This window comes from Cognatiyoonia sp. IB215182 (assembly GCF_033963905.1).
GTDB lineage: Bacteria > Pseudomonadota > Alphaproteobacteria > Rhodobacterales > Rhodobacteraceae > Yoonia.
Genome location: NZ_JAXBMB010000018.1, coordinates 1 through 25511, shown reverse-complemented (window position 1 = coordinate 25511; position 25511 = coordinate 1). Strand labels below are relative to the sequence as shown.

At 55.0% G+C, this 25511-nt stretch carries 16 protein-coding genes; 12 read left to right on the top strand and 4 right to left on the bottom strand.

What is annotated here, in order from left to right; genetic code table 11:
* Positions 1–75 precede the first annotated feature (75 nt).
* Positions 76–1482, bottom strand: a complete 1407-nt coding sequence (locus SLH47_RS23475) for an amidase (protein WP_320243197.1) — start codon at positions 1480–1482, stop codon at positions 76–78.
* Positions 1483–1584: 102 nt separating this feature from the next.
* Positions 1585–2001: a nuclear transport factor 2 family protein gene (locus tag SLH47_RS23470; protein WP_320243195.1), complete on the bottom strand. Its 417-nt coding sequence runs from the start codon at positions 1999–2001 to the stop codon at positions 1585–1587.
* A 774-nt stretch (positions 2002–2775) separates the two neighbouring features.
* Here SLH47_RS23470 and SLH47_RS23465 point away from each other — a divergent pair.
* Together SLH47_RS23465 and SLH47_RS23460 are read left to right on the top strand one after the other, a co-directional pair.
* Positions 2776–3690 carry a LysR family transcriptional regulator gene (locus SLH47_RS23465; RefSeq protein ID WP_320243193.1) on the top strand — a complete coding sequence of 305 codons (915 nt, stop codon included), beginning with the start codon at positions 2776–2778 and terminating at the stop codon, positions 3688–3690.
* A gap of 102 nt (positions 3691–3792) precedes the next feature.
* Entirely contained in the window at positions 3793–4278 is a 486-nt protein-coding gene (locus SLH47_RS23460) for a nuclear transport factor 2 family protein (protein WP_320243192.1), read from the top strand.
* 517 nt (positions 4279–4795) lie between these two features.
* Here the strand turns inward: SLH47_RS23460 and SLH47_RS23455 are convergent.
* On the bottom strand, positions 4796–5542 hold the full coding sequence (locus SLH47_RS23455) for a hypothetical protein (RefSeq protein ID WP_320243190.1): 747 nt from the start codon (positions 5540–5542) through the stop codon (positions 4796–4798).
* A gap of 835 nt (positions 5543–6377) precedes the next feature.
* On the opposite strand from SLH47_RS23455, the gene SLH47_RS23450 reads away from it, so the two are divergent.
* The 10 genes from SLH47_RS23450 (at position 6378) to SLH47_RS23405 (ending at position 21258) form a co-directional block, all read left to right on the top strand.
* Entirely contained in the window at positions 6378–6788 is a 411-nt protein-coding gene (locus SLH47_RS23450; RefSeq protein WP_320243188.1) for a DUF2177 family protein, read from the top strand.
* Positions 6789–6997: 209 nt separating this feature from the next.
* Positions 6998–7264 carry an acyl carrier protein gene (locus tag SLH47_RS23445; RefSeq protein WP_320243186.1) on the top strand — a complete coding sequence of 89 codons (267 nt, stop codon included), beginning with the start codon at positions 6998–7000 and terminating at the stop codon, positions 7262–7264.
* Between the two features lie 9 nt (positions 7265–7273).
* On the top strand, positions 7274–8248 hold the full coding sequence (locus SLH47_RS23440; protein ID WP_320243185.1) for a class I SAM-dependent methyltransferase: 975 nt from the start codon (positions 7274–7276) through the stop codon (positions 8246–8248).
* On the top strand, positions 8239–9300 hold the full coding sequence (locus SLH47_RS23435; protein WP_320243184.1) for an SAM-dependent methyltransferase: 1062 nt from the start codon (positions 8239–8241) through the stop codon (positions 9298–9300). The genes SLH47_RS23440 and SLH47_RS23435 overlap by 10 nt, the downstream gene beginning before the upstream one ends.
* The gene (locus SLH47_RS23430) at positions 9297–11081 is read left to right on the top strand and encodes a fatty acyl-AMP ligase (protein ID WP_320243182.1); all 1785 of its coding nucleotides are present in this window, start codon (positions 9297–9299) and stop codon (positions 11079–11081) included. The genes SLH47_RS23435 and SLH47_RS23430 overlap by 4 nt, the downstream gene beginning before the upstream one ends.
* A 25-nt stretch (positions 11082–11106) precedes the next feature.
* Positions 11107–17463: a type I polyketide synthase gene (locus SLH47_RS23425; RefSeq protein WP_320243180.1), complete on the top strand. Its 6357-nt coding sequence runs from the start codon at positions 11107–11109 to the stop codon at positions 17461–17463.
* Positions 17457–18842: a cytochrome P450 gene (locus tag SLH47_RS23420; protein WP_320243178.1), complete on the top strand. Its 1386-nt coding sequence runs from the start codon at positions 17457–17459 to the stop codon at positions 18840–18842. Before SLH47_RS23425 ends, SLH47_RS23420 begins: the two co-directional genes overlap by 7 nt.
* Positions 18843–18850: 8 nt before the next feature.
* Positions 18851–20185 (top strand): NAD(P)/FAD-dependent oxidoreductase, encoded by a 1335-nt coding sequence (locus SLH47_RS23415; RefSeq protein ID WP_320243177.1) that lies wholly within the window; start codon positions 18851–18853, stop codon positions 20183–20185.
* Between the two features lie 23 nt (positions 20186–20208).
* Entirely contained in the window at positions 20209–21012 is an 804-nt protein-coding gene (locus SLH47_RS23410) for a DUF1365 domain-containing protein (RefSeq protein WP_320243247.1), read from the top strand.
* A 120-nt stretch (positions 21013–21132) separates the two neighbouring features.
* Positions 21133–21258 (top strand): hypothetical protein, encoded by a 126-nt coding sequence (locus SLH47_RS23405; protein WP_320243176.1) that lies wholly within the window; start codon positions 21133–21135, stop codon positions 21256–21258.
* Between the two features lie 374 nt (positions 21259–21632).
* Here SLH47_RS23405 and SLH47_RS23400 read toward each other — a convergent pair whose 3' ends face one another.
* Complete coding sequence (locus tag SLH47_RS23400) at positions 21633–25037, bottom strand: autotransporter outer membrane beta-barrel domain-containing protein (protein ID WP_320243174.1); 3405 nt, start codon at positions 25035–25037, stop codon at positions 21633–21635.
* Between the last annotated feature and the right edge of the window lie 474 nt (positions 25038–25511).

The window sequence follows — 25511 nt, the reverse complement described above, 5'->3', positions numbered from 1 at the left end:
CTTGTGGACTGGATCGAGACGACGGTTTGTGCAGAAAACGGTGCGGTCGCACCGTTACCGGACAGAACTGGTTTTTCAATGCAAAGCCGCCTGAATCTGCTCCGCAATCGCCAGCAGGCGTCCATCATCGCGGGGTTTTCCCACAAGTTGTGCCCCAACCGGCAATCCATTGCTGTCGCGTCCGATCGGTAGCGTCACCACAGGCCACCCCAATACGGTCAACGGCAGAGTAAACCTTGTCATTGCATCGAAATAGCCAAGTGGCCCCGCGCCGGTGTTGAACTGCTGTTCGTATGTCCGCACACCATTCCAATCCTTTGCCGGACGCATGTGTTCGAACGCCGAAACTGACGTAACCGGTAGAAGGAGCGCATCATATTCTGCCCAATCCTGTGCCGCAGCATCGCGCAGCGTTCGCATGCGTTGCAGGTTGGTCTGGTGGCGTGCCTTGTCGCGCTTATATCCGGTATGCACGTGGGACACGAAACCGGGCGATGACTCAGCAGCGCGTCGGTCCCGCCGCAACATCCAGCGGATCAGGGCCGGCAAAAGCGCACCGGTCATGTGCCCGATCATCTCCCCACCCAACTGGTAAACGCTGTCTTCGAACAGGCTATCCATATCGGCTGGTTCCGGGTCGCAAGGCGCGTCATGCAGGACTTGGGAGAATGCCCGCCAAGCGTATGCAGTATTACTGTCACAAGGCGCATGTGAACCTGCCGACCAGATCGCCAGACGGACCGGCGATGCCTTCTCCGATTTTGTCTCGGCTGATGGTTCAAGGACATGCCAGATATACGCCAGATCCCTTGCAGAGCGCGCGGTCAATCCAATGCGGGCAAAGTGGCTCAACCGCTGGGACCCCCGCAAGAGCCCATCATTGAACCAGAAACCTTCGGTTGGAACATATGAACAGACACCACACCATGCTGCCGGGACACGTAGCGAACCGGCAAGGTCCGCCCCTACGTCCAGAATACTCATGCCGCTTGCCACTGCCGCAGCCCCGCCACCTGTGCTGCCACCTGTGGTAAAGCGCGGATCATGCGGGTTGCACGTCGGTCCACGCCGGGCATTGCCGGTTTGAAAATCCATCGCATTCGGGGGAAGCGCGGTTTTTCCCGTCACCACCGCCCCCAAATCCTCAAGACGCTTCACGAGCAAGGCACTCTCCCTATCAGGCCGCTTTGTGCGTTTTTCTTGTCCGAAAGACCGCCGCCATCCCGCAACAGCCACCTGATCCTTCACACTGATAGGCAAACCGTTGAGCGGGCCTGTCACATCAATCGGGCATGCCTCACGCCTTTCCTCAAACGCGTTCACAACCTGCTCGACCAGATCCCTGCGTTCTGTCTCGGCTTTGTAATGCGCACGGCGCAGGATGGGATCTGCGAGATCGCGCACAATGCGCTCAAGGTCAGGGCCTGAGTCGCAGACAAGGTCGCCCTGCACTTTTGGAGCGATATACTGGAATTCATTCATCAGGGCGCCTTTTCATGCGGAGAAGCGGCGACCCAACCACAGGGCGCCGGATGGAAATTTTTTGCGCGTGCCCTTGCGGCGTAGTTAGATGACATGCGCGGATCAGCCCTTGATTTCCTCTGAGGCCTGCCACGCGCCCTCTGTCTGAGCAGAATAGATGGCCGGAATATCCCAAACCTCGAGGACCTTGCCATCGACGATCCGCCAGACCACCACCACGTCGAATGACATCGCCTTATCGCCGTCACCCAACCGATTGCGGCTTTGTACCACCACCAGTTCATCACCCACTGCCCATGCGCCGCGCGGTTCGATATGGAAACTGCCCTGGCCGATACTGCGTACTTCACGAATGAAGTCAGCTATCCCTTGCATCCCGTGATAAGAGCCCGCCACGTCAGGGACCGCCGGATTGACGAAATGCCAGACCACCCTTGGATGAAACACCTCTGCGCTTGCGGCCAGGTCGTTAGTGTCAATCTTGGCAATAAGGTCAATGTTCGGGTGATCGCTTTGCATATCGGGTCCCCTTTGTCGGTTTATGATCCTGGCAGGCGCTTGCATGCGAGTAGCTGATCCACGATTGGAGGTATAGAAGCTGACGAATTCAAATCGTCATCACGAAATACCAAAAAACGCCTTTCTACGATCATGGATCGTTCTCCAGATGGACTGCCATTGACGTCTGTGAGCATCCCGTAGCGGCAAGCTAACCCCCGATGTCATAGCAATCACCCTTCGTTGTCGCAGCCCTGATCAACGCCGCTACGTAATCGTGCGACCTACTCGTTTCGACGGCACGCATTCTTGGTCATAAAAGGCTGCAATTCGCTTATTGAGCATTTGCTCAATAAGCCATCTAATTAAATCCCAACCGACTGTAAAGGGGTTTCATGACGGATGTTGTGATATAGTTTCGGTCGCAAAAACTTCGTGGGACAGGTGTACGCCTTCTGCAAAACAGGTTGGGCGAGCTCAGCAAACCAATGAAAACGGAAGGTTTGGGGCCCGCGCCGAACTTTGCGGATCACGTCGCAAACTTTGATCCTCGCGAGGAGTTCCTTCCAATGCGGTTGTTGGTGAACGCGCAGCGAAGGTTGGCAACGGCCGCTAAACCGCCATCGAGTCCCAGTTCACACTTGCTGCCGCGCCGCATGTTGGCAATGAACCCAGGCTCCCCTAATTTCTGCACCTGCGCGAATGGCCGCCTAAGCAAGGCAGGGGTAAAGGTTAGCGTCGCCTTTTGTTCGGCACGCGCTGGACCTGGGCGCGTCGATCCTGGAAAGTTGAACAATGAAGCATCTCCTCTCCAACCAGGCCCGCATCTATCTGGCGATTGTCGAATCCGGCTCTATCACAGGTGCGGCTGACCGGCTTGAGATGGGAAAGTCTGGCGTGAGCGATGCACTTAAGCAGCTGGAATCCTCCCTTGGTGCGCAGCTTCTGATCCGTACCACGCGCAAGCAGAGTCTGACCGCCATTGGCGCGCAGTTCTATCGCCGGTGCAGGGAGATGAACGATGTCTCGATCGTTGCATTGGAGGAAGTCAGTGAGCATTTGGCTGAACCGATGGGTCCACTACGCATCACGGCTCCACATGCCATGATTGACAGCATCATTGCCCCGGCCCTTGCCGAGCTGGTCGCGATCTATCCCCGCATTCAGCCCGAGCTGATTGTGGATGACGAACGGCTCGATCTGATCGAGCACAACATCGACGTGGCGCTGACGGCTGGAGAATTACCGGACAGTGAATTCAAAGCGCAGCGTGTTGGAACCCTGCGGGATGTGCTCTGCGCCTCTCCTGACTTTTGTAGAGCCCATGCGCTATCCATTGAATCGATTTCTAACCCAGACCGTTTGAACGACCTTCCTTATGTGGCGCATCATTGGGAGGGTACAGACATCGTTCACCAACTGACGTCCCAAGACCTCCAGGAAACAAAGGAATTTCAATTCCGGCGCGTCGCGACGGCGAGTTCGGTCAATGCAGTGTTTGCATTGATCTCTCGCGGGGTCGGCATTGGCGTTCTTCCACATTTCTTTATCCCGCCAATGCTCGAGGCGGGGGCGCTTGTGGATCTACTGCCGGAGTATCATCCGCGCGAAACGAACCTGTTTGCCATCCATCCCTACGGTTCGCTTCCCCCGATAAGCGTGCGTGCCATGATCGATGCGATGAAACAAAGGATGGGTCGCATCGCTTGATGGCACGTTTGTCCGGTTTTTCCGGACAGTTCTTCCGCGGTCGGTGTGTTTTTTGATCATATAGGCCGTCGTATCTCTCCGTCATCAACCACGGAGACTGACATGTTGAACCTGATCAAACCCTCAATCGCCCGCGCCGCGGCCCTGACACTGGGGCTTGGAGCAACCACAACCCTGGCCGATGCCTCCTTCGCACAAGAAGCTGAGACCCGCGCCGCCAGTGAATATGAGCTCAGCACGGCTGTCGCCATCGCCAGCCGACAATGGCGCGACGCCTTCAACGCAGGTGACGCAGCGGGCGCTGCGGCGATGTATGAAGAAGACGCCATCATGGTTGCCGAACCATTCGGCACTTTCGAAGGCCGCGAAGCAATCGAAGCGTTCTGGACCCAACTGATTGAAGATGGGTTTGATGATATCGTCTATGCCAACACGACAACCGTGGTGTCCCACGACCTCACCACAGCCGAAGTGTCGGCCAGCTGGCGCATGAACAACGCGCACGGCGTCATCACCAGAGAACTGTGGGCGCTGCAGTCTGATGGCATCGCCTTGCTACGCGAAGACCATTTCGAAGTAGCGCAGTAAAGACGCCCCACGCGCTGAAAGGAGCAGCAGATGCCCAAGATTGATAGCATCCATTTGCGCTGTCTTCATCCAGAGGCGTATGCAAAGGCGACCGCGAAACAGTTCGGCGCCCAAAAACCAGGGTCAAAAGTCGACATCGGGTGACGACAACACGCCCTCAGCAAATGCCGCTTGTCCACATGGTCTTTCCGTCGCGTCGTGATGGGTGCCCCAATAAAAAAGACGCCATGCTTACGCATGACGTCTTTGGGTGGCGACCTGTCAGGGAGAGGAACAGGCCCCGTTGCTGCGTGATACTTATGCGGCGCCTTGCATAGCTAACCTGCTCTGCTAATTCGATAATGTTGAACCGTCATGGTTCCGTCGCCCTACAGGAATAATCGTGCCATAAGCATGTCATGGGCTTGTTGTTATGAGAGAAGTCCGCAGTGGGAGCTATGACCCGTAGGAAAGCAGTCAAACACATATTCTTGTTTCCAACGCAAACAGCGATGGCGCGTTTAGCGATGAATATGGATTAGAAACTGAACGATACATCTATATCAAATCCTTGGTTCTGGACCGCGTTGCCAACTTCGCTGTACTGTCCCAGACCAAAGAGGAATCCGCCAGTTTCGCTTCTCCGACCTACCTCAATCAGGGTTGTATTCTTTTCAGTTGGAACACTGGCCATCGTAAAGAAGTTGCTACCGCCAAAGGGTAGATTCATGACCTGACCCAAGTCACCAAAGACATGACGCCAACCGAGTTTGTCGTTCGGCGGGAAAGGTTCATAGCCGCAGTCTACCGTCAGACTGTTTCTGTCTGATAGGCGCTGCCCCGCAGAAAGCTCAATCACGCCGCCCTTTTTTTGGCTAAGAAGATCGGTAATGAAATGCAGCGTTCTACCGCCAGCACTCAATAATCCCTCATTTTGATAACACTCACGACCCGAAAAGCTATCGTGAGTCTCATCACGCCGACCGATAGTTGCTTGTGTTTCGTACGAGTCCATTGTCACGTCCGCCAGAGTGGGCGACGGCGCCAGCCCAAGTATCAAGATAGAGCATGTCGCGACCAGAACTGCCGTCTGCACTATCGCGCCAAGGCGGAGGCGCATGATGAATTGACGAACCGCCCGGACTGCAAGCAAAGGGTTGGTTTTCTTATGGATGTTAGTGATCCGCGATCGAATGGTCCGGCAGGCTTTCATGTTCGAATGCACACACATTTCCGCATTTTCTCCATGCAAAGCCCCCAGGCCAATTCGTTTCGAAATCAACATCGTAGGGATTGTATGCCTTACCTACATCAATCTCTAAGTCCATCCATCAACCTCGTTCCCTCTCTGAGGACCAGAGGGAACAGTGGTAAACGGCGGAAACAAACGCAGACACAGCACACCCCGACTCAGATCATAGAGGCAGGTTATCGTGTCGGGAAATACCAGGTTTCTATGCATTAATAGAAATTAACTATGCTGAAGCTGCATCACCTACCAGTATCGATTGTCATATGAACTACACCAGCAGTTTCGTTTGAACGCCGTACGCCGCCACTTTCAGTGGGATAACGGCGCCATCAGATGTGTTGAAAACCTGCAGGTCAGAACGAGATGGTTTGCGCTTTGAGCCTTGCCTTTGTGGGTTCTTAGGCAAAGAAGGATTTTGTGATGCAGAGTTTAACTAGTTTGCCGTGGCTCTGGACGACCGCAGCAAAGAGGCATTCATCTGTTGCGCCGTTTAGTCCACCAAGTCGGAAGCGATTCCTTCGGTCTGGGTTTCTGTCCCGAACCGTTTCGCGCAGGCGCCACTTCGTGAAGGCCTTAACACTGATCCCCAGCACCATACTAAGGCCACGGTCTAAGTCAGTGATTACTGCATTGCTCCTGACGACATGTATCGGCGTAGCGCACCCGCTACCAACTCTACCTTCTGCGCTTTCTTTCATCGTCTAGTATGGACCGCAAAATCGAATGCGCGGCTTAAAAACTAAAGCTCTATTTCACTCCACTGCACGCAGAGTGAAGGAATTGCACAATAGAAAAAAGATACACTGCTGCATAAACATCCAGACGGGTCTACTCCTACTTACAGGCGGAGAAGAACACAGGTGTCATCATGAAAAAAGTACCCCTGTATATAACGGTTTTCCTGTTCTATTCTATTGCCAACATAGTTTTCTATAAGATCATTTCCAATTGGTATGAGACACAATTACTGAATATGCGTCAAGATCCACTTGTTGGCTGGATCATGCTTTTGTTTGTAATCTACTCATTTTCTTTGGGTTATTTTGCGGTCTGCCCCGCGGTTCACGTGCGGTCAATTTACGCTGGAGCAGTACGGGGTGCTATTCTTGGGTTCGCCACATACGCAATGTTTGACTTCGGAACCTATAGCCACTTTGAAGGGATATCTCTCAGTTTCGTGGCAGTAAATCTCACTTGGGGAACGCTCATATCCGCAGTTTCCGTAGCAGCAGCTGTATCCGTCGGAGTTGCATTAGAACCAAAGGTACATCCAGCCTGAACATGGAACAAATGCAACTCGATGTTTTGTGTGGTGTAGAGGTTCCGTGAGAAATTGCGAGTTGGGGCAGGCTTAAGGCAGCAAAGTCTGTGCTGGTGTCGGTTTACCGATCAACTGCCCATCGTTTCCAATGCAGCACGGTAACACAAGGCAAAAACAAAGAAGTCTTCACAGCAGCTCTAATCAACAAATGAAATGAGAAATGAACGATGACAGAAACCATGACACAACCAACGGCTGAGGAAATCGCTCAATTCATGCGCCATGATTTGGCAAGCAGGCTTAGTGTAAGCCAAAAAGAGATAGATCCTGACATGCCGTTTGTCGATCTTGGCATGAGTTCTCGTGATGCAGTCGCTTTGGTCGGTAAATTGGAGGACAAATATTGCGTTCAAATAGAAGCCAGCGCCGCTTGGGATCACCCAACAATTAAAGACATGTCCGCTCACCTGCTGTCACTCATAGATGGCCGTTGAGACTGCGTCATGCCAGAAACACTCACAGATTCTTCACGCTTGGATGGTGCTTCCAGTAGCCACAATGCCAGCCAGGGCACCGATGCAACCGACCATCCCTTTCTCGCACGCTGCGGCGCATCACCGGAGGCGATAGCTCACCACTACGATGTAGGAAACAGGTTCTACGCGTTGTGGCTCGATGAAACACTAAGCTACACATGTGCTCACTTTTCGGAAGACGAAGCACTCTCACTTCACCAAGCGCAAAACGCAAAGCTAGACCTTGTCCTGCAGATGGCAGGAGTCGACAACCTTCCGCAAGAAAGCCTTTCTGACAAACGTCTTTTAGACATCGGGTGCGGCTGGGGCGGGCTCCTACATCATGCCCGAAAACGGGGATTAGGCGAGGCGGTTGGCTTAACACTGTCCCGAGAACAAGAAGTGCTGATTACCGCGGCGGCTGATCCGGGCGTGAAGGTTCACTATATCGACTGGCGTGATTTCGAAAGTGAGCGCGGTTTCGATATCGTCACCTTGATAGAGTCGATCGAGGCTTTTGTTCAACCAAATATGTCCCGGGAGCAACGAACTAGAGTTTATCGACACCTATTTGAGTCCTGCCACAACGTCACAAACGTGGGCGCAACGCTTGTGATCCAGATGATCACCTACGGCAACGCTGGACCCGAACACCTGGATGAATTCATTGCCGAGCGTATCTTCCCCGAGTCGGATCTCCCGAGGCTTGGAGAAGTGTTCACCGCGGCTGAACGCCTGTTTGAACCGATTACAATGCATAATCACCGAAGTGATTACGTCCGCACACTTCGTAAATGGCATAGTGCCCTAAAAGAGCACCGTGAGGAAGCAAAAGCTCTAGTTGGTCCCAGGAAGGTGGCTGACTATGAAACCTATTTGCGACTTTCAATGGCCATGTTCGAAATCGGCACTTGTGACCTTATTCGCGTTTCATTCCGGAGGGTTCAAAAGCCATGGCTGTAGCACATCTTGTCAAAAACACAGAACCAAACGACGATTTCAACCTCGAACCCGACGAAGAGAAGTTCCGGAAGTTCGTGAAATTTGGCCTTGAAGCAATCATCAGAAGTCTTAACTCCGGCACCATAGAAGATCGAACTGAGCGTCATCGAAACCTCGAAAAAGCGCTGCGAACTTCACCAATCACAAGGGACGAAAATGCTGCCAACGCACAGCATTACGAAGTGCCCGCAGCCTTTTTCCAAACCGTTCTCGGCCCACATCTCAAGTACAGCGCCTGCTACTTTCGCTCGCCGGAGAGCAGCTTGGCCGAAGCAGAAGAAGCTGCGCTTGAACAGGTATGCAGCCGCGCTCAGCTTTATGATGGGCAACAGGTTCTGGACCTTGGATGTGGTTGGGGAGCGACCAGTCTTTTTGTAGCTGAGCGGTTTCCAGCTAGCAGGGTTGTGGCATTGTCCAATTCGATCGGTCAGCGGCGCTTCATCGAAGCAGAGGCTATCCGTCGCGGTCTTTCCAATCTGTCGGTTATCACCGCGTCGGTGAGTGAGGTGGAATTCGAAACTCCATTCGATCGCATCGTATCAATTGAAATGATGGAACATGTGCGAAACTGGCCGGCCTTGCTGACGCGAATGCGCGATTGGCTAGTGCCGGACGGGCTTGCTTTCGTCCATGTCTTCTCCCACAGGGAACATGGCTATCTATTCGATGGCATTGATGTTACCGCCCAACACTACTTCACTGGCGGTTTCATGCCCTCCGATCGGCTAATCTATTGTTTTTGCAATGCCTTGCGGGTTGCGGATCACTGGGCCTTTGATGGAACACATTATGCTCGTACTGCTCGCAACTGGCTTGAGCGCCTTGAGGCTAACCAGGAGTTAGTGCTCTCGATCTTTGCAGATGCTGCAGATGCGTGCACTGCTCGGAACGACTATCACCATTGGCGGAACTTCTTTGCCCTCGTGGAGGAATCCTTTGGTTTTCGAAATGGCAATGAATGGATCGTTTCTCAATACCTGCTCACCCCTCGGGAGGAAGGAGCGATCCAATGACTTCGCGATCCGCTACCGGGCAATTATCGGTTCAAGTGCCAGATATTGTTACCGCATTCACCGAAGCCGTTGAAGCGAGACAAAACAAAACCGCTGTCACTTTTCTCGGAAATGGAAAGGCAATCTCTGAACAGCTCAGCTATGCAGAGTTAATGGACAGGGCTGCCGCTATCGGGTGCGGAGCAAGTGAGGTAGCTCCTGCAGGTTCGCGCGTACCACTGCTGATGCGTTCAAGTGAAAACTATATAGCGGCACTTTTCGGTCTGATGGCTGCAGGTCTTGTTCCAGTTCCACTGTTTCCTCCAAGAGGCGATCGACAGATCGAGCGGATCACAGGCATCCTCGCCAATTGTCAGCCTGCATTCTTACTGATTGAGAACGGTCAGGACGATCGGGTCCAAAACGCGCTTCCAACGGCTTTGCAGGTTGTGCCCAGATACTCTGTGGAAACACTCACTTCAATGGGTGGCAATGGTCGACTTGCTGATCTCAAGCGCTGCAAGCCCTTAACATCCGACCTCGCGATCATCCAATACACTTCCGGGTCGACACGGAGTCCAAAGGGGGTTGCTATTGATCATGATGTAGCTCTTGCAAACATTCGCTGCATCTTTTCTCGATACGAGTTTACCGAAAATGGATTAACAATTGACTGGCTGCCTCCCTATCATGACATGGGACTATTCGGGTGCATTCTAACGCCATTGTTGCGTGGAGGTGGCATCGTGAAAATGCCGCCGGAAGCATTCGTAGCGCGCCCGTGGCGGTGGCTCGAGGCAATTTCCGATTTCGGCGCTTATCGCCAAGTGTACGCTGGCGGTCCCAACTTTGCCTATGAGAGCTGCCTCAGTCAGGTTTCTGACGTGCAAATGGAGAATCTGGATCTCTCACCTTGGTTTGTCGCCTACAATGGTGCTGAGCCAGTGCGGGCTCGAACGCTTAAACGCTTCGCATCACGCTTTAGACGCGTAGGTTTTGATGGGCGGGCCTGGTTTCCATGCTATGGCATGGCCGAAGCGACATTGATGATTTCCGGCCCGTCACCACGGGCTGCGCCGCCAGCCTATCCTGTTTCGCGATCCCGGCTAACTGTCGGGCACGTAGAGCCAGTACGGTCCGACGATGCAGCCGCCGAATGGGTGGTACCTTGCGGCCGGGTGATTGATGGGCACCAACTAATTATTGTTGACCCGAACACGTGTGAGCACCTCCCAGATGGGAGAGTCGGTGAAATCTGGTTTTCCGGTGACAGTGTCGCGCGCAGCTACTTTGGAAATCCGCAAGCAACAAGAGAAACGCTGAAAGCCCAGACCGCAGACGGAACCGGTCCGTATCTACGAACAGGCGACCTTGGCTTTTTGCGCGACGGCTACATTCATGTAACGGGCCGTATGAGCGATCTCATCATCATCGATGGGCAAAACCACCACCCGAACGATGTCGAAGGTGATGTTGAAGAAACACTTTCCGGGCATCCCATCTATAAGGTCGCCGTTTTTGCCGTTGAGCCCGCAGAATCCCGCTGCGAAATAATCGCAGTTATTGAGTGGGGGCGCACCGAACGAGAGTCCATTCCCGGCGCAATCCGCAGTGTTAGGAAACTTGTCTTCGAACGTCGGGGGATTCCTATTGACCGTCTGCTGATTGTGGAACGGGGTGCCATTCCGTTGACGTCCTCCGGCAAAGTGCGCCGCGCAGATACTCGCCAGCTCTATCTGAAAGACCAACTGAAGCCTGTTTGGAACGATCCGAAGTCCTCCGAAAGACAGCTGACAATTTAAGCAGCAACATGAGGAGCTTAGCGCAATGAAAAATGAACCGATTGCTGTTGTTGGCCAGGCTTGCCGCTTTCCAGGTGCATCGTCACCTGACGCCCTATGGAACCTTCTGATCACGGGAGGCAGCGGCATTTCGGACGTTCCGGACGACCGGCCCCTGGAGCCACTCTCCATGCTTCATCGCAAAGGCCTGAGTTTGACAGCACGAGCCGGAATTGTTGACCAATCAATCGAGTTCGATGCTGGTTTCTTCCGTATCTCCCCTGAAGAAGCCATGGATCTGGATCCGCAGCAGCGTCTCATTCTTGAGACCACGTGGCGGGCGTTTGAAGATGCCGGTATTCCACCATCAAGTATGAAAGGAACCGACAGTGGTGTTTTTATTGGCGGATCGACCATTGAATACGGCGCAGCACTCCAGGTTTTGGGTCATCGACCAACCCAGTTTACCGGTACGGGCGCATGCCTATCATTGCTCTCCAACCGTATTTCCTACGTCATGGACTTTAAAGGGCCGAGCTTCACGGTGGACACGGCATGTTCGTCTTCATTGGTCGCCCTCCACAACGCAATCCGTTCCATGCGGATGGGAGAATGCGGTTTTGCCGTCGTCGGCGCGGTAAACGCAATCAACTCACCATATGCGTTCCTTGGTTACAGTCGTGCGCAGATGATTTCACCTCGCGGTATCTGCGCGACTTTTGATGAGAGCCGTGATGGTTTTGTCAGAGCGGAAGGATGTGGCGTTGTGCTCCTCAAGCCATTTACCGCCGCCCTCAAAGACGGAGATCAAGTTCTTTGTTGCATCTATGGCTCGGCGATCAACCAAGATGGATTGTCCAACGGATTGCCAGCTCCCAACGGCCAGGCCCAGACTGCCGTCATCCACTCTGCTCTCGCTGATGCAGGTTTGACGCCCAACGATGTCGATCACGTCGAGACCCACGGCACTGCAACCCCACTTGGCGACGAGATCGAGGTAACTGCTCTTGAACGCGTGTTTGGGGACACGCGGGCAACGGATCGTCCCCTCGTGCTTGGCGCCGTTAAGACGCAGCTAGGGCATATGGAGGCCGCCGCTGGAATGGGTGGATTGCTCAAAGTGATCGGATCGCTAAGTGCTGACGTGATTCCGCCCGTGCCGGGAATAGAGTGTCTTTCGAAGGCGTGTCAGGATGCCGAACCCTCAGTTTTAGTACCGCGCGAACCACACCCGTGGTACCGCCAGACGGACCGCCAGCGCTTTGCCGGAGTGAGCGCTTTCGGTTTCGGCGGCGCAAACGCTCATGTAGTTATTGGTGATCCGCCGACGGATGCTGTCCGAAAGTCACGTAAACCGCGGATCAAAGCGGTCTTCGGGCCAGAATCTGCCCTTGTACTTCCGTTTTCCGGACGAACAGAGAAGGCGCGGGCCCATGCCGCTGAAGCATACCTGGAGCGGCTAGCCCGCCCGGATGCCGATGACGAGCTTCGAGCTATTTGCCACGCCGCGAGTAAGACCCGTGAGCATTTTTTGCATCGAGGCGCAGTGATCGGCAGTGGTGTAGACACACTGCAGGCTGGCTTAACGGCTTTCCTAGAAAACGCAGCGGCCCCGGGCGTCGTTCGGCAAACCTGCCTGACCGAAGCGCGCGTCGCATTGATGCTTCCCGGTCAAGGATCTCAGGCACTTGCGATGGCAAGCGGGCTCCGCAAGACGAGCCCAGTCTTCGCTAAACATTTTGCCGAAGCGTTGACTACAGTTGATGCCCACAGATCCACCCCATTGTTGGATGTCCTCGACGGCTCCGACCCAGCGCTGCTTAATCGAACTGAAAACACCCAACCTGCCTTATTTGTCGCCAACTACGCTCTGGCCAGATTGTGGATGTCAGTGGGCGTCTCTCCAATGGCACTTATCGGTCACTCGGTAGGTGAAATCGTTGCTGCGACGATCGCAGGTGTATTCGATCTTGAGGCAGCCGGTCGGCTTATCACTCGGCGAGGAGAATTAATGGGCGCCATTCAGATCGCATCCGGCATGATTGTAGTCAAAGCAGACGAAAAGCGTGTGCGTGATCTCATCGCCGCAACTGGCGATCAGGTCGACATCGCGGCCGTCAACGCCGAAGACGAATGCGTGGTTGCAGGAGAGACGCAAGCCCTAGAAGCTTTTCAAGCAGCGGCATTAAAGAGCGACCTTCCACATAAACCACTCAAGGTCTCTCATGCGTTCCACTCCCGCGTGATGGACGCGGCCCTGGTTGATCTGGAACACGAATTTCGCCTGGCCTGTCCAAAACCTGCGTTGATCCCGATTGCTTCAAATGTGACCGGCAAGCTTGAAACAGACGTATTTTCGAGTCCCGCCTACTGGATAAAACATGCCAGACAAGCTGTTGCCTTCAACAGCGGTCTCAACGCAGTTTTGGACGCTGGCGCCAACGTTATCCTGGAAGTCGGGTGCAAAAGCACACTTGGCCATCTGGTGGGGCGTCTTAAGCGAGCAGAGCCGCCAACCGTCATCAAAACACTTGATGGTCGACATTCTGAAGATGACGTTGCGTTCGCTCGAGCTGTAGCAAATGCGCATGTTTCTGGGGTTCCGATTGACTGGGGCAGTCTTTATGGCGAACCTCTCCGGCGCGATCTCAACATCCCCCCCTACCCATTTCAACGCAAAAGATACTGGAGGCCAGACTCATTGCCTCCGTATGTGCACCCAAGCCGCGAAAGTGTGTACCAAAGCACTCATCATCCCCTACTCGGGGCACCAATTGAGATGCCCGATGGGTCAACAGTCCACGTTACACAGCTTCGCCTTGATGATCACCCCTATCTCGCCTCGCATACAATAGGTGGCAAGGTAATTTTCCCGGCAGCCGCATTTGTCGAAATGATGCGCGCAGCGTTGGCCCGAGAAGACGGCACGGGGACAACCCGGATACACAGTATAACCGTGTCACGTCCCCTGCTACTTTCAGAAGACGGAATTCGGCACTTGCGTATAATTGTCGAGCCCATGGAAAGCGCAGATCATGGGGAATCCGGTCTCCGACGCGTACGCATTTTCAGCACGTTGGACCAAACCCCAAGAAAGTGGATTGAGCACGCTTGCGGCAAAGGGTGCAACCGGGGGGAGGCGCCAATTCCGCTGCCAATAGACGTGTCGCGGCTGGTAAACAGCCGTACCACTCCTCTGAACGGTGACGCTATCTACGACAATGTCGCCACCGAAACCGGTCTTTCGTATGGGCCGGCCTTTCGAGGTCTCAGGAAGCTCTGGGAAGACGCTTCTGCTGAAAAGGGCACAAGACTGGTAGCCTACTTGGAAGTCCCACCCCCAGCCCAGATCAAAGATGGTACGTTCGGGCTCCACCCCGCTCTTCTCGACAGCGCGTTTCACGCTTTCATCGGCTTCATGCTGGGACGCGAGTCGCGAAGTGCTGCAGTCGTAATCGCAGGGATGAAGCGCATTCGCATCTTACGAGACGGCAACTGCTCGGCCTATGCGGTCTTGAGGCGCTGCCGAGCTGATACTAACGGGGCACAGGATCGGTCTGAGTGCGAATTTGACTTCGCACTCATCTCTCCTGATGGGGATCTCATCGCTGAGGGAGACGGTGTTCGTGTTCACTTTTTGAAGCAAGGTTCAATGCGTGACGGCACGCTAGTTCAGACAATGAAGTCCGTCCCCTCCCCCACAGAACAGAACAGCTCTGCTTCCGCTGACGTGATCCTCGCCGAGCGCCAATGGCGCGAACGCCCTCCAATTTCGCCCGTATTTCCATCAAACGTCGAGCCGATCAACATACTATCGGAAGATCATGATTTGGAGGCACACCTTAGTGCCCTGCTTTCTCAAGTGGCTCCAGGTCTCGTTTCATCTGACCGACAAGGGAATGGTGCAATCGTCCTGCTTACCCACGCAAACGATGCGGATAACCGGTTGCAAGCAGCGACCGCTGCATTTCAATCCTTCTCTCGCCTGCTGGCAACCTGCCGCGAACACCGGAACTCCACCATTGTCGTAATAACTTTGTCCAAAGGATCGCGATCGCCCGCAATAGCAATGTCGGAATCCGCTGCCGCGATCTGGGGGGCCGCAAGATCACTGCGATTGGAGCCGAATTCACCTCGTCTTGTTCTTATCGATACTCAAAAGCTTAACTCGACTGTCGTCGACGCAATCCTCTCAGTTCTGAACGACCCAGAGGCACCGGATGAACTCGTTTTAAGACATGAGTACTCCTTCGCTCGTCAGCTTGAGCCCCTGGTCATTGATGCTGCATTCAGAACTCCCCACACGACACGTCTGTGTGTGGGACAGCACGGCAGGCTTGACAGTCTATTGACTGAAACCACAGAGCGCCGCACTCCCGCTCCCGACGAGATTGAAGTCCGCGTTGTTGCCTCGGGTCTAAATTTCCGCGACGTCTTGAACGCGCTAGGTCGATATCCAGGAGATCCCGGTCCAATTGGTGCCGAGTTTGCGGGTATCGTAATTGACGTCGGTCGGGATGTGAGTAGCGTCCGCGTGGGTGACCGGGTCCATGGTATCGCGCTTTCAAGCTTTGCTGGCCACGTCACAACGCCCGCCGCGCTTACCGCGCCGATTCCTGATGGTCTCTCGTTCTGCGAGGCCGCGACTGTCCCCGTAGCGTTTCTTACGGCACAGTACGGTCTTCACCATGTTGCCAAGCTTACTGAAGGACAAAGGGTCCTTGTTCACTCGGCAGCAGGCGGTGTCGGAATGGCTGCAACGCAGATTGCACGCAGAGCTGGCGCTGAAGTTGTTGGGACGGCAAGCACGTCAAAGTCCAATGCGATCGCTCACGACCTCGTCGCAGTCCACAGTTCCCGCGATACAAAATACAAGGCAGCCATTGCGTCGAGTTTCGGAGACAGATCCATCGACGTCGCTCTGAACTCTCTGACCGGCGAGCACATCCCCGCAACACTGTCGCTTCTGCGTCCGGGTGGCGTTTTTCTCGAGATCGGCAAAGCAGAAATACTCAGCGCTGACGAGCTAGGACAATACGGTAAGAGTATCTGTTATCACCCTTTCGATCTCGCCCAGATCTGCAACGACAATCCCGATACCATTGCACAGATGTTCGCTGAAATAGCGTCCGGTTTTGCAACTGGCGACTTGAAACCACTGCCTTATGAAGCATTTTCGTTTGATCAAGCGGAGCAGGCGTTCCGCCACATGAGTCTTGCCCGCCATACCGGAAAGGTCGTAGTCAAAGCGCCTTGGGCAGAGGCGCCAGATTTCCTACCTACTCCGGCGCTTGCTCCAGCGCATTTCGAGAAACGCACGTGGATAGTTACAGGTGGAACTGGCCACGTTGGTCGGCATGCGGCTGCTGCGCTGTCAGCGGCCGGTGCCGGCGCCGTCGTTGTGACAGGCCGCCTAACGGATTCAGACGAAATTGTCAAAGCGATCGCTTCTCTTGCACATGCGGGCACGACAATTCGTTACGTGGCAGCAGATCTCTCGGATCCGACGGTAGCCACCGACAAAATTGCGGCGACGATAAAGGACTTGCCGCCGCTTGGGGGGATTGTACACGCCTCGGGTGTTCTGGACGTCCGCCTCGCGGACGAAGAGAATGAGGCAAGTTTCCACAAGACATTTGGCGGCAAGATTATCGGCCTTGATACAGTTGAGCGCTTGGCGAGCCTTCAAGACGATGTTTTTGTTCTCCTCGTTAGTTCTTTTGCTGGGGCGTTCGGCTCCCCGGGCCAGGTCAGTTATTCAGCTGCCAACGCGGTTCTCGATGCAGCGGCGGCAAAGCTAGCTTCCATGGGACATCCTGCAGTGAGCCTCGCGCTCGGCCCTGTTGATGGCGGTGGTATGGCGCAAGCAACAAGCTCAGCCATGCGCTCGGCCATGGAAAGACAGGGCATCCTCTATGCCGATCCAACCGCAATCGCCCCGTACCTGATCTCTGCAGTCAAATTCGGGACCGGTGAAATGATGGCTGGAGCCGTCGAACTCAAACGGTTCGCTGCTGCTTTCAAACCTCGAACTGGAAAAGACAGGGCAATAAGGACAACTGAAAAGTCGAGCAATGGTCTCGCTTCGGTCCTGAAGCCGAACGGCCATAGTTCGACGGAAGGTACCCTTGCTCTCATACGGGATCGAGTCCGCATAATTCTACAATTCTCATCCGTTGATGAGGTTGATCCAGACCTTCCTCTTGCAGAACTCGGCCTCGACTCTCTTGGCGCTGCAGAACTTATCTCTTCGCTCGAGGAGATATTCGGGATTTCGATACCCATTGATGCGCTTTTCGGAGACGCAAGCGCACGTCAACTCGCCAAAAGTCTGCACTTACAGACCTTGGCAAGCACTCCAGCGGACTCAGATGCAATAGGAGGTAAACAAAGCCAATGTTGACCGAAACCAACCGAACATGCACGCAGTCGACCGCCGCCTTCAAGCCACCTTGGATCAAACCACCAACATCCGATCTGTCTATCCGTGAAACAATCAGAGTTGCGGGTGAAAACAGACTGATGTTGATCCCCGAGGCCGCATATCATGAGCCGATCATTTCCGGAAAGCGCCTAGGGCGCCCCTGGCATATGGTTATCTATCCTGATGGGATGCGTCACGTTCTGAGTGAAGCCCTCGACAACTATGACAAATCGGCGATCATGCTGCATCTTTTGCGGCCTACGCGGCACGGAATATTCCATGCCAAAGGTCAAAAGTGGCGAATCCAGCGCAGTGCGGCCTCTGAAGTGTTTACGCCGCGTTCTCTTGAAGCGGCAACAGGAGAGATTGTTGTTGCAGCAAAAGGTCTGACCCAAAGGCTTCTGTCCTCTGGACCAATAACGGACCTTTACCATCAGATGGTGCTTACAAACTTCGAAATCATCTGTCGGCTTGTGGCCTCAAGGCCCGACAGGTTTGATGCCGAGCGTTTTTCCTCCGCAATCAACGGATACATGGAAACAGCCGGGAGATTTAACGTACTGGATTTGTTACCTTGGCCACTTTGGCTTCCTAAGCCGCAGCATTTGATGGCCCGGCATCATGCTGTTTATGTGCGTCGAGCGGTCGAAGAAGAACTCGAAGCAGTCAATCGTGGAGTGAGACCATCAGTATTCATAGAGAACATTTCTAAGACGGTTGATCCCCAAACCGGCAAAACGCTTGACCCGGTAGAAATTCGAGACACTGTCCTAGCATTCATCCTAGCCGGCCACGAGACTTCCGCAATCGCACTCTCCTGGGCGTTGATGCTTCTCGCGAATGATAAGAGCATTCAGGAAGAAGCTCGGGCTGAGGCAATCTCCGTTGTCGGCTCCGGAGGTTCGAATATCGGTGAGGCTCCCGGGCGCTTACCCCTGTGTCGACGCGTCCTTGATGAAGCTATGCGTCTCTACCCACCAACTCCACTTATATCCAGGGTGGCGGGAAAGGATGACGAACTCTTCGGTCGCCGTATTCGCAAGGGAGACCGCGTTTTCCTTCCAATCTGTGCCCTGCATCGTCATTCGTTGCTCTGGGAGGATCCTCATGCCTTCCGCCCGGAACGTTTTAGCCAGCGACCAGCTCGCTATACATTTCTTCCTTTTGGTGGCGGCCCTCGCGTCTGCATCGGTGCATCCTTGGCCTATCGGGAGACAGACATTATCCTTGCCGCGCTCCTGAGCCAGTTCAAATTCGAACCGGCAGACCGTTTACCTGAGCCGGTCGTGATGATGACGCTGCGCCCAAAAGGCGGAGTTCGCGTCAAGGTTACTCCGTTGAACGAAAAAGCAACCTGATGAGAAGGATGCCCGCACGCAACGAGACAATTGCGCCGGGCATGCCGGTCGCTGTGGTAGGTGCTGGCGCAGCCGGCCTTGCTGCTGTTCATGCACTATCCGACCACCATCCGGTCCTTTTGTTCGAACCGCAGAGCCATCTCGGCGGACATGCCAACACCTTCGTTGTGCCAAATGGTCCTGACGAGGGACTGGCCCTCGATGTTGGCTTCATGGTGTTCAACCCCACGAACTATCCGGTACTGACAAGCACCTTCGAACTACTGGGTGTTGAAACCCAACCAGCGGAAATGTCTTTTGCATTCGAAGACGCGCACAGGAACGTCGCCTACGCCCTCAATTTCCAAAACGCCGGACAACAGGCCGCCTCCTGCCAGATCGTTAAGTCTGCCCGGGCACTGTCCCCTCTCCTCAAGCCAATCATTGCGTTCTTTGAGGCTGCAAACGAGGATCTTGCCAACGGCATCGATCCCTCATTGCAGTTGAGATCCTATCTTGAGAAGATTGGAGTTCCAGAGGCACTCGCAAGAGACTATGTCTACCCAATGGGTGCCGCGATCTGGTCATGCGACATCAGCCAGATCGGAGAGTATCCAGCCCAGGCTCTGCTATCGTTCTTCCAGAACCATGGACTTCTGACCTTCGACGATGGCCCGCAATGGCTAAGCGTCAAAGGCGGTAGTCAGACCTACGTCGACGCCATTCGCCGCGAAGCAAAAAACCTCAAATTCGTCAACGAGGCGGTTTCCCGAGTTGGCGAGACGCCATCTGGTGTTATGATCGAGACTGTCTCGGGGGACCATTTCGAAGCAGCCGGCGCAGTGATCGCCACACAGGCAGATCAGGCCCGCGAAATTCTCGAAACGCACGAAAAAAAACTCGACGGTTTGCTCTCAGCATGGGAATACACCAACAACACTGCGGTCCTGCACACAGATCACAGGGCTATGCCGCGTGACCGGGACCTGTGGGCTGGCTGGAACCACCTTGCACATAAAATACCGCATCAAAGACAGGTTTCGTCCGCCTTCAGCTACTATCTCAACCGCCTACAGTCACATGACGGCGCGGTTAACGATTACTTCGTTACTCTTAATCCGCAGAACCTAAATGAGACGATCGATCCGGCAAAGATTCTCGCGCGTTATGCATTTCGCCATCCTCTCTACACAGCCAGGGCGCTAGCAACTCAGAAAGAGCTCGCCGAAAACACATGGGGGCGGGTCCGTCTATGCGGTAACTATTTTGGCTATGGCTTCCACGAAGATGCCTTTCGGTCAGGGCTCCAAGCTGCCGAAAGTCTCACTTATCTCAGCAACTCCATCCTACAAAAGCACGTGTAGTACATGATGGATGCAGGTTGGATATGAACGACGCTGTTACTCCCTCTGCAGGTTTCTACCGTGGTGAAGTCCTTCACGCGCGTACCCGGCCTACGCGCCATGATTTCCGCTACAACGTCGACTTTGTCGTACTGGATTTGCCGGACCTGTCCGCTTTCAAAACTGCAAAACCAGTGTTTGGACGCAATCGTTTCGCACCAATCTCCTTCCATGATGGGGACCAACTGGTGCCGTCAACCGACTGCGATACGGCACTAGACAGACTTAACCATGTCCTTGTTCAGGCTGGCAGACCAACAGTCACATCCGCTCTTTTAGTGACATTTCCACGTTTCTTCGGTTTTGGCTTCAGCCCGGTGAGTTTCTGGTTCGATGCCAGCTCAAAGAGCGGTGCTCCCTTATTGCTAGAAGTCAATAACACGTTCGGAGAGCGTCATATCTATCACCTTAATGCGGAAGGATCACGATGCCATGTCATAGAAAAAGCGTTTTATGTTTCTCCTTTTAACGTCATGCAAGGTATTTACCGCGTGCGTTTTGGTTCGTTTGACGGCTGCTTTTCCGCGCGCGTCGATCTGGAGGTAGATGATCGTCCACTCCTTTTTACAGCTTTACGAGGAAGATTTCGCCGCGCGTCACGTTGGTCTGCTACCACAGCTGCTGCGCGCTGTATTGCTTCTGGGACAACCGCATCACCCTTCATATGGCTTCAAGGTTTGAAACTTCGAAAAAAGGGCCTAAAGCCCCTGATGCGCCCGAACTCCGTATCTGCGGATACCCTCATAAGTGAACCCCCACGTAAGCGTAAACCGCATCAGAACCATTGACGACCGTACCCTGCCATCTAAGAAAGTAAAATTTCATGCGAAGGATGGGTACAAGTTCAATGTGATACATCATGTTTTGCTGCAAAACTGCATCGCAAAAACATGTCGCAAAGTCTATCAATGAGCGAGTTGTTGAGTGTCGCCGATAGCTGGGAAGGCAATAAAGCTCCTGAAACCTTGCGCATCGCCGCACAGAGCAGTGTGGGCAAGTCGTTTCTTGCCCAACAATTCCTGCGCTTCTGCTAAACCCGTACCGATCTGCACATTCAACTGGCCCCAGTACCGTGAACTCGTTGCTTCTCCGAAGGTGAAATTGGGACCAAAATCACTAACCAATATGTGCTTGGCAGGAACTAGAAATGGCTTGGTCCTTTTTACTAGCTAAGTGATTTCGACGAAGGGTCCACGCTGCAGCAGTGCCTAGGCAACAGATTTCAACCACTCCTGTATAGTCGTCTGGATGCGCAGCGAGAATACATTATCTTTGCATTGAGTGGTTCGATTGCCTTTCATTCTAAGTTTAACTATTTCTCGGCAGCTGGCGACAATTCAAACTGAGCCATTACCAAATCAAGCCTTGGGTTCCCCATCAACGGGAATTCGGGCCAGCAACCGTCTTTTCAGAACACCACTTTGAGGCCTGCATTTGCGCTGAGGGCGCTGGTGTCGCCAGCGTTGCTGAGCCCGGTGGCATAGGCAACGTCGCCAAACAGATCCACACGCTCGCTCAGGACATAGCTACCGCCAAGACCAGCTCCAAGCGTCCAGGGCTCACGCTCCGTCGTCAGCGACGTGCCCGCCACCTCCACCTCACTGCCCGCACCAAACTCATGGTACAGGTTCACAATGCCATAAAGGCCACTCTCCCCACGCTCCTGCGCCGCGACCTCAAGCCCAAGCCGCAGCTGCTGGCTGGAAGCGTCGCTCAGCGCGACCGCCTCCTGGTGCGCCTCACTCGTGAAGTCACTGAACGTCACCGACGACAGGCTCAGCTGGGATTGCGGCGTCACCGTCAGCCGCGTGCCCAGATCAAGCTGCTGTCCGGCCTCCAGCGACAGCGCATAGCCCGTCCCGCTGTTGCCCTCCGTCAGGGTCCCAAGCCTGTCCGCGGTCAGATCGCTGGTGTAGGAGGTCAGCGTCACCTGCCCGTCAACATAGAACCGGCGCGCATCATACCACGTGGCGGCCAGCCCAAGGCCCAGACCACTCGTCTCGATCGACCCGTCCCCCAGGTCAGAGCTGACATCCGTACTGCCCGTCCCGTAGGAGAACATCAGCCCGCCCACAAGCAGGCCCGCATCACTGCTGTTCAGGGTCAGATCCGCCCCGATCTCCATCTCCCACAGACTGCTCTCAAGTGCCGCCCCTGTGGTGCTGTGCTCTTCCGACGTGGTCAGCTGCTCTGTCCCCATCCGGATCCACAGCGGCGAGCCCGTATCCTGATCAGCCGCATCAGCCCCTGCGCCGCCCCAGGCCAGGGCCCGGAAGTCCTGCGCACTGCCCCGTGCGTGCAGCCCAGAGGGCGCATTGAACGCCAGCAGCGACGCACCATAGCTGTCATAGACCGGCGCAGACGGCTGATAGGTGACTTCACCGCTCTCTGACCGCGCGCTCAACGCCAGACCCTGGTCCGTCTCAGCCAGCTTATAGAGGTGGGCACCCGAGATCATCGCGTGCTCCCCGTCCGAGGTGACATAGTTGCCCCCCACAAGGGTGAAGGTTCCGTTGGCCTCTCCGCCAACAGAGACCACGTCCATCACAAGCGGGGCTCCCTCGAGATCGGCGCTGTCCATACCGGCAATCAACAGTGTCATCTCACCTGACGTGTCGCCGGTGATGACAACCGTATCGGTGCGCAAACCATCTGCATCCCGACCCATATCCAGGGCAAAAACATCCGATCCCGTATCCGATCCGGTGAAATTGCCCTCAACTCTGATCTCATCCCCCGTCTCGCCGTTCTGCACGCTCAAGACGACAGAGCCGTCATTGTTGGTCACATCACCTCGGATGGTCAGGCCCCCTTCCCTGCCCGTCGCGCGGAACGCAGACGTGCCGTCGATGGACAAGTTCATATCCAGCCTGGCAACACCATCCAGGCTCAAATTCGTCTTATCCTTCAGCGTGAGTTGCTCCCAGCCGGTGACATTCTCCATTGAGGTCATCGTCCGGTCATGCAGCGTCAGGTGATCGTTATCGCCCGCACCACCGTCCAGGATATGGGAAAAATCATAGATGGCTGTGGAAGAAATCGTGAGGCTATCGTCGCCTGCACCAAGACGAATATCCCCGGTCACGGTCCCCTCCAGGGTGACAACCGCGTCGCCATTCCAGTCCACGATCGCAATACCAGAGCCTCCTGCCGTCACAATAGCGCCGCTAGCGATATCAATCTCTCCGCCAGCGCCGGAGATCGTGCGGATCGCAGCGCCATTGCCAGAGCCGCCTGTCACATGACCGGCTACGTCCACGTCAAACCCTGTTGCACCCTCAGCGCGGATCCCGTCCGCATCCGCTCCGAAAACCCTGACAGTGGCGTCCTCACCCAGATCGACAACAGCAGACCCGCCGCCGTAAGCTCCCGCCAAAAGCCCATAAGCACCTTTCCCCGCCGTGGTGACTGTGCCGCCCTCCAGCTGCACCGTCGCATTGTCACGGCCCCTGTTGTCTGCCCAAAGCGCATGGGAATACTCACCGATCGTCTCGACGTCCCCCTTGGTCATACGCACCGTCGCTGTGGCTTCACTCTCCGCCTCGTGGACATACGCCAGAAGCCCGTAAGCGTCTTCCCCAAGCGTGGTGACTCTTCCGCCACTCATTTGCGCAAGCGCCCCGCCGAAGCGACCCTCGGTCCACGCAAAAAGCCCATAAGTATCGTCAGCGATCGTATTGATATTGCTTTCGTTCATGTGTGCGGTTGATGTGGCCGTACTAGCCGTGTTGGTAATCTCCGCCCAAAGCCCGTGAGCTTCTCTCCCAAGCGTGGTAATTGAGCTGCGATCTATCGCAGCAAGCGTATCGCCAAGGCCATCAGTCTTCGCCAGAAGCCCATAGGCCTTCCTATCTACCGTCTTAATCTTCGCATCACCAGTTGCGCTCGCCGTAGCCCGAGCTTCACTATTCTGGTTGGTGATTTCCGCATAGAGCGCACGCGCATGTAACTTACTAGTGGTGATGCTGCCGCCGTCCATTTGCACCGTTGCAGCGCCAAGGCCTCTGTTGATCGCATAAAGTCCATGGGACCATATGCCGCCTGTATGGATCTCCCCATCGGTCATGCTTGCCGTTGCGTTAGCTGTACTCTCAGCATGTTTGACCTCCGCCTTGACACCGTAAGCGTCACCCCCACTCGTGGCGATTTTGCCGCCATCCATTACTTGCCCGATCGCATTGCCAAAGCCCTCATGGCTCACCAACAGCCCATGCCCATGCCGCTTGCTGGTATTAATCTCTCCACCAGTCATGACTGCTTTCGCGTCGGCTTCATTCCTGGCGGCCTCGTCGGAGTCTGAATTGTTGATCTGCGCCCAAAGAGCATAAGCATTTACCTCAGCTGTGACGACTCTGCCACCATCCATTTGGACGGTTACACTGCCACGGCCCAGGGTGGCTCCCCAAAGCGCGCGTTTTGCTTCCCCAGACGTAGAGACCTCGCCGTCCTTCAAGTGTATGAAGATTTCACCTTCACTTCCCGCCGCACCCTCCACCTTCACCCCGGAACCGCCCACCGTCATGCCTGGGTCATCAAGGATCAGAGTGACCCCATCTGACTCACCATAGTCGATACCATTAGCGGTGTTATCGCTGGCGTCGCACGTGACGGCGTCTTGACCAACCTCGTCCGCCCCGCACTCATTGGCAGCCTGTGCTGCGCTGCCGGTGAACAACACCGCAGCCGTCGCCACCACCAAAAGCCCCGGCGCAATACTTGCCACCTGGCCCTTGAACCTGGTCAAGCGACCGCCCCGAACCAGGACGTTGAACGGGCGAAGGGCGGGCTGGGTGTCTGAGAACTGGTTGGTCATTTTGAAACTCTCCTGTGAGGGACTTGAGCACAATCGAGGCAGGCACCGCCCTGCCCGTCAGGCAGTCAGTGGGTTGGCAGAAATGCGGGCATTGGTATCGGCATCAGCCGGAGGCGTTGTTTGAGCCCCCACCAGAAGCGAACCACAGTTGACGGTCGGCTGCGTTGCATTCGCGCCGTCCGTTCTGATTGCGGTAAAAAGTGGAGGACGGTTGCAGCTGATCTCGCGACGGTAACCGCCACATCGCGGGCCACGGAAAGCCGGGACGATCGCGTCAAGTCATCCAATCCGGAAGCCGTGATCAGACTACCAATTGGTCCGCGAGCACTGGCCGGCCTGAGGCCGGGTGTCAGATTGTCAGGATGATGTAACCGGTGATTGCTGCGGTCGGCGTCATGGCGCAGTAGCGGACCGATGAGCCGATGAGCCGATGAGCCGATGAGCCGATGAGCCGATGAGCCGATGAGCCGATGA